Below are 5,463 nucleotides of genomic sequence, written 5' to 3'. Positions count from 1 at the left end.
CTCTGGGAGGGCGGGGGCGGCGGCAGGACGACGTCGGCGCCCCGTGAGGTCTCGTTGAGGTACGGGTCGACGCTGACCATGAAGTCGAGCGAGTCGAGCGCCTTGTCGAGCCGGTCGCCGTCCGGTGCGGAGAGCACCGGGTTGGCGGCCACGGTGATCAGCGCCCGGACCGGTGTGCCCTCGTCGGTCGCGGTGTCGATCTCCTCGGCGAGCGCGGAGAGCGGCAGCTCGCCCTTGACCTCGGGGTGCCGGCTCACGCGGGAGTGCCAGCGTCCGAGCGCGAAGCCCCGGCCGGGACCGGCGGGCCGGGGTGTCCGGTCGGTGGCGGCCTGGGGGAAGAGGGCGCCGCCGGGCCGGTCGAGGTTGCCGGTGAGGATGTTGAGGACGTCGACGAGCCAGCTCGCCAGGGTGCCGTGGGGGACGGTGCAGCTGCCGATGCGGGCGTAGACGGCCGCGGTGGGGGCGGCGGCGAGTTCGCGGGCCAGGGTACGCACGAGCGCGGCGTCCACGTCGCAGGCGTCCGCCACCGACTCCGGGGTGAACTCCCGTACGGCGTCCCGCAGTTCGTCGATGCCCTGGACATGCGGGCTCAACTCGCCCAGGTCCACGAGCCCTTCCTCGAACAGCACCTGCGCCATCGCCGCGAGCAGCAGGGCGTCGGTGCCGGGCCGGATCGCGAGGTGCCGGTCGGCGAGCTTGGCGGTGCGGGTGCGGCGCGGGTCGATGACGGTGAGGGTGCCGCCGCGGGCCTTGAGCGCCTTGAGTTTGCCGGGGAAGTCGGGGGCGGTGCACAGACTCCCGTTGGATTCCAGGGGGTTGGCGCCGATGAGAAGGAGGTGGTCGGTGTGGTCCAGGTCGGGCACGGGGATGGCGTTGGCGTCGCCGAAGAGAAGTCCGCTGGAGACGTGCTTGGGCATCTGGTCGACCGTGGAGGCGGTGAAGAGGCTGCGGGTGCCGAGTCCGGCGAGCAGCACCGTCGGGTAGAGGGCGCCGGCCATGGTGTGCACGTTGGGGTTGCCGAGGACGATGCCGACCGCGTGCGGGCCGTGGCGCTCGACGATCGGGCGGATGCCTGCCGCGACGGCGTCGAAGGCCTCCGTCCAGGTGGCCTCGCGCAGTTCGCCGTCCCGGCGGACGAGGGGGGTGCGCAGCCGGTCGGGGTCGCCGTCGACGGCGCCGAAGGAGGCACCCTTGGGGCAGATGAACCCGTTGCTGAAGACGTCGTCGCGGTCGCCGCGGGCGCTGGTGACCCGGGTTCCCTCGATGGTCAGGGTCAGCCCGCAGGTGGCCTCGCACAGGGGGCAGATTCGCAGGGCGGTGCGGGACACGGGTCCTCCAGGGAAGGCGGCGGCGGTGGCGCTCTCTTCCCGCGAGCATACCGACCGGTACGCATGTGGGGGAGGGCCAGGAGCCGACGGATCGGCCGGGTCCCTCAGTCCAGTACGCGTCCCAGATACGCCCGCAGCAGTTCCCGCGTCTCGTCGATCACCTTCGGATCACCCTCGGGCGCCATCCGGAAGGCCAGGTGGACGAGGGTGTCCGCGGTCTCCACGGCGATCAGGAAGACACGCCGCAGGTCGTCGTCGGGGCTGCGTCCGAGATGACCGGAGAGGAGGTCGGTGAGACGGTCGGCGACGCGGTGGTTGGGTTCGGAGCGCGATCCGACGGGGATCTGGTTGCCGAAGTCGACGAGGGAGAAGCCGGGCGCGGTGCGCTTCATGGCCAGGTACTCGTCGAGCACGGCGTCCATGGCGGCCCGCCAGTCTCCCGGCCGCGCCACCCCGAGCCGCTCGGTGACGCGTTCGGCGTACCGCTCCAGGTTGCGCTGGGCCAGCGCGTCCGCCATCTGCTTCTTGTTGCCGAAGAAGCGGTAGACGGACCCGATGGGGACACCGGCGCGCTGGGCGACGGCACGGGTGCTCAGGGCGTCGTAGCCGACCTCGTCGAGGAGGTCGGCGCAGGCGTCGAGGATTCTGGTCAGCCGTTCGGCGCTGCGCCGCTGCACGGGCGCGCGACGGAGCGAGGTCGCGTGGGGCACGGGCTTCATGATGCCTTTCCGCCGCGGTCCGGTGAACCCTGCCCCCCGGTACGGGGGAAGGTGCCCGGCGCACTCAGCGCGGAAGGGGACGAGGAACCCGGATCGCCCGCCGGCGACTCCGACGCGGAATCCGGCTCGGGTTCCGAGGCCGTGATGTCGGCCGTGCTCTCCACGGGCTTCCCGTCGACGGCCCACACCGTGCCGTCGTCCGCGTACAGCCGTGCGGTGACCTGGTGGGTGCCGTGCGCGAGGTAGCCCTCGGGGATGCGGTACGAGGTGTCGCGGAGGTCGGCGAGGGGCTCGCCGTCGGCGAAGAGCCGGGCGAGGCCGCGGCCCCTGACCGCCCGCGCCTCGGTGCCGGACGGTGAGAAGGCGAAGTCGCGCAGATTCAGGCGCACGTCCCAGCCGCCCTCGGTGTCGGGCTCCACCTCCAGGGCGACCTGCGGAGCGCCCTTCTTCCCGACCTCCCGGTAGTGCCGCCCGTCGTCGTCGGTGTCGTCCAGCACCTTGCCGACGGGCGAGGGCGAGACCGCGCTCTCCTGCCCCGTCGGCGTGGACGCGTCATCGGACGCGCAGCCCGCGGATCCGGTCACCAGCAGGACACAGACCGCGAGTGCGGGCAGGATTCCACGACTCCACGACATGCCTCGGAGCGTAGAACACCGGTACGACACGGGGATCCCCCTGGGGTCTGGTTCCCGCCACCGGTGATCGTCCTCCGAGAGGAGGACCCCGCGTACCCCTTGCGTCGGGGAAACCGCAATCCTACGGTGATACAGAGGAATCGGCGGTCGAGGGAGCACGTATGAACAGCGGGGACGCACGCAGGACGGCGGAGGGGCTGACGTACCTCACGGGATTCGGCAACGAGCACGCCTCGGAGGCCGTGCCCGGCGCCCTGCCCGAGGGCCGCAACTCGCCGCAGCGCGCCCCCCTCGGTCTGTACGCGGAGCAGCTCAGCGGCTCCGCCTTCACCGAGCCGCGCGCCCACAACCGCCGCTCGTGGCTGTACCGCATCCGCCCCTCGGCGGCGCACCCGGCGTTCACCCGCACGGACAACGGCGCCCTGCGCACCGCCCCCTTCACGGACACCGTCGCGGACCCGAACCGGCTGCGCTGGAACCCGCTCCCCGACCCCGCTCCGGGGACGGACTTCCTCCAGGGCCTGTGGACCCTGGGAGGCAACGGCGACGCGGCCCAGCGCACCGGCATGGCCGTGCACCTGTACCACGCCGACGCCTCGATGGACCGGGTGTTCAGCGACGCGGACGGCGAGCTGCTGATCGTCCCGGAGCGCGGCGGCCTGCTGCTGCGCACGGAGTTCGGCCTGCTGCACGCCGAGCCGGGCCATGTGGCCCTGATCCCGCGCGGGGTCCGCTTCCGGGTGGAACTCCTCGACGCCACGGCCCGTGGCTATGTGTGCGAGAACTACGGCGCTCCCTTCCACCTCCCCGACCTCGGCCCCATCGGCGCCAACGGGCTGGCGAACCCGCGCGACTTCCGCGCGCCCGTCGCCGCGTACGAGGATGTCGAGGGCCCGGTCGAGGTGGTGAACAAGTACTGCGGCAACCTCTGGACGGCCCGCTACGACCACTCACCGCTCGACGTCGTCGCCTGGCACGGCAACCACGTCCCCTACGTGTACGACCTGCGCCGCTTCAACGTCATCGGCTCGATCTCCTACGACCACCCGGACCCGTCGGTCTTCACGGTGCTGACGTCCCCGTCCGACACCCCGGGGCTGGCCGGCGTCGACTTCGTGGTCTTCGCGCCGCGCTGGCTGGTGGGCGAGGACACCTTCCGCCCGCCGTACTTCCACCGGAACGTGATGAGCGAGTACATGGGCCTGATCGAGGGGGCCTACGACGCCAAGGCGGAGGGATTCGTACCCGGCGGCGGCTCACTGCACAACATGATGTCGGCGCACGGCCCGGACCGGGAGACCTTCGACCGGGCGAGCGCCGCCGAGCTGGTGCCGCACAAGGTCGACGACGGGCTGGCCTTCATGTTCGAGACGCGGTGGCCGGTCACCCTCACCTCGCAGGCGGCCGGATCGGACCGGCTGCAACAGGGCTACGACGACGTGTGGTCGGGCCTCGAACGCCACTTCCGCCCCTTGCACTGAGGGAACGCCGACAGGTACGGATGGCCCCGTGACCTCCTTCGCGCCCGACTCGATCGTCCTGAATCGCAAGCTGCCGCTCTGGTACCAGGTGTCGCAGTCGCTGCGCGCCTCGATACTCGGCCGTTCCCCCCGGGATCCCCTGCGGCTGCCCACCGAGGAGCAGTTGGCCGGGCACTACGGGGTGAGCGTGCTGACCATGCGCCAGGCACTCAAGGAGCTGGAGGACGAGGGGCTGATCACCCGGCACCGCCGCCGCGGCACGTTCATCGAGCCGACGGCCCAGCGGGGCGCCCCGGTACGGCTGCTGGGCTCGGTCGACGCGATCGTGGCCCAGCAGTCGGGCATGGTGACGGAACTGCTCTCGCACGGCCGGACCGAGGTCCCGGCGGAGGCCGCCGAGTACTTCCCCGACCTGGCCGAGGTGGCGACGTACCACCGGCTGCGCGGCGACGAGGAGACCGGCGAGCCGACCAACCACGCCCGCAACTACGTCCGTCCGGAACTCGCCGCGGCGATCGACCCGCAGGACCTGGTGCGCTGGCCGATGACGAAGGTGCTGCGGGACGTCGTGGGCGCGGACATCGGCCGGATCACCGACACGGTCGAGGCCCGCCTCGCGGACCCGGAGACCGCCCGGCTGCTCGGGGTGCCGCTGCTGAGCCCGATCCTGCACTACACGGGCGTCACCCACGACAGCGCCGGCCGCCCGCTGGACGTGGCCGTCATCCACTACCGGGGCGACCGTTTCTCCTTCACGGTCACCCTCGACGCCCACTGAGCACGTCGTACGATGCCACGCGTGACGCACGACGAAGCTCCGCCGCTGGCGGACCTCATGCCGTGGTCCGTCGCACCGCCGCGGCTGGGCCGGGGGTGGCCGACGGACCCCGACCCGGCTTCCCTGAAGGCCCGTTGGGACGCCCTCCTGAAGGCGCGGGGAGCGGACCGCGAGGCCCTCTTCGAGCCGACCCGCTCACGCACCGCGCACACCGCGGTCGGCCGGCTGCCCGGCAGTGCCGCCGGGACCGGGCGGCTGATCCGCGCCACGGGCCCCTGCCCGGAGCCGGTCCGGGTCCTCGCCGCACCCTTCGACGAGCGGTGGCTCATCCCCGACCACCGGCTGATCGACGCGGCCCGCCCCGAGCTGTGGCGGGTGGCGGACGCGCGCCAGGTCTTCGTGGTGGAGTCGCCGGACGCCCCGCACCTCCTGGCGACCTCCCTCCTCCCGACGCTGCGCACCGGCCGGATCCGCCCGCTGTACCGCCGCCCCGGGGCGGCGGAACCCAATCTCGCGCCGGGC

Annotated in this window: 6 protein-coding genes; 3 read left to right on the top strand and 3 right to left on the bottom strand. The window is 72.6% G+C overall.

The window, feature by feature from the left end:
* From P1P75_RS39320 to P1P75_RS39310, 3 genes are all read right to left on the bottom strand, one after another.
* The coding region (locus tag P1P75_RS39320; protein ID WP_319264412.1) for a molybdopterin-dependent oxidoreductase at positions 1 to 1,328 on the bottom strand (1,328 nt) is incomplete at its 3' end.
* Between the two features lie 104 nt (positions 1,329 to 1,432).
* Positions 1,433 to 2,047 carry a TetR/AcrR family transcriptional regulator gene (locus P1P75_RS39315; protein WP_319264410.1) on the bottom strand — a complete coding sequence of 205 codons (615 nt, stop codon included), beginning with the start codon at positions 2,045 to 2,047 and terminating at the stop codon, positions 1,433 to 1,435.
* Positions 2,044 to 2,682, bottom strand: coding sequence for a hypothetical protein (locus P1P75_RS39310; protein ID WP_319264408.1), 639 nt, complete (start codon positions 2,680 to 2,682; stop codon positions 2,044 to 2,046). The genes P1P75_RS39315 and P1P75_RS39310 overlap by 4 nt, the downstream gene beginning before the upstream one ends.
* Positions 2,683 to 2,843: 161 nt before the next feature.
* Here P1P75_RS39310 and hmgA point away from each other — a divergent pair, with 161 nt between their 5' ends.
* The 3 genes from hmgA to P1P75_RS39295 form a co-directional block, all read left to right on the top strand.
* The gene (gene hmgA, locus P1P75_RS39305; protein WP_319264406.1) at positions 2,844 to 4,163 is read left to right on the top strand and encodes a homogentisate 1,2-dioxygenase; all 1,320 of its coding nucleotides are present in this window, start codon (positions 2,844 to 2,846) and stop codon (positions 4,161 to 4,163) included.
* A gap of 28 nt (positions 4,164 to 4,191) precedes the next feature.
* Positions 4,192 to 4,941, top strand: a complete 750-nt coding sequence (locus P1P75_RS39300; protein WP_319264404.1) for a GntR family transcriptional regulator — start codon at positions 4,192 to 4,194, stop codon at positions 4,939 to 4,941.
* A 12-nt stretch (positions 4,942 to 4,953) separates the two neighbouring features.
* Positions 4,954 to 5,463: type ISP restriction/modification enzyme (locus tag P1P75_RS39295; RefSeq protein ID WP_319264403.1), on the top strand; the 510-nt coding region annotated here is incomplete at its 3' end.

The organism is Streptomyces sp. ID05-39B (assembly GCF_033794725.1).
Classification (GTDB): Bacteria; Actinomycetota; Actinomycetes; order Streptomycetales; family Streptomycetaceae; genus Streptomyces; species Streptomyces bobili.
The sequence above is the reverse complement of the archived record's forward strand: the minus strand, read 5'-3'. Positions and strand labels throughout refer to the sequence as shown.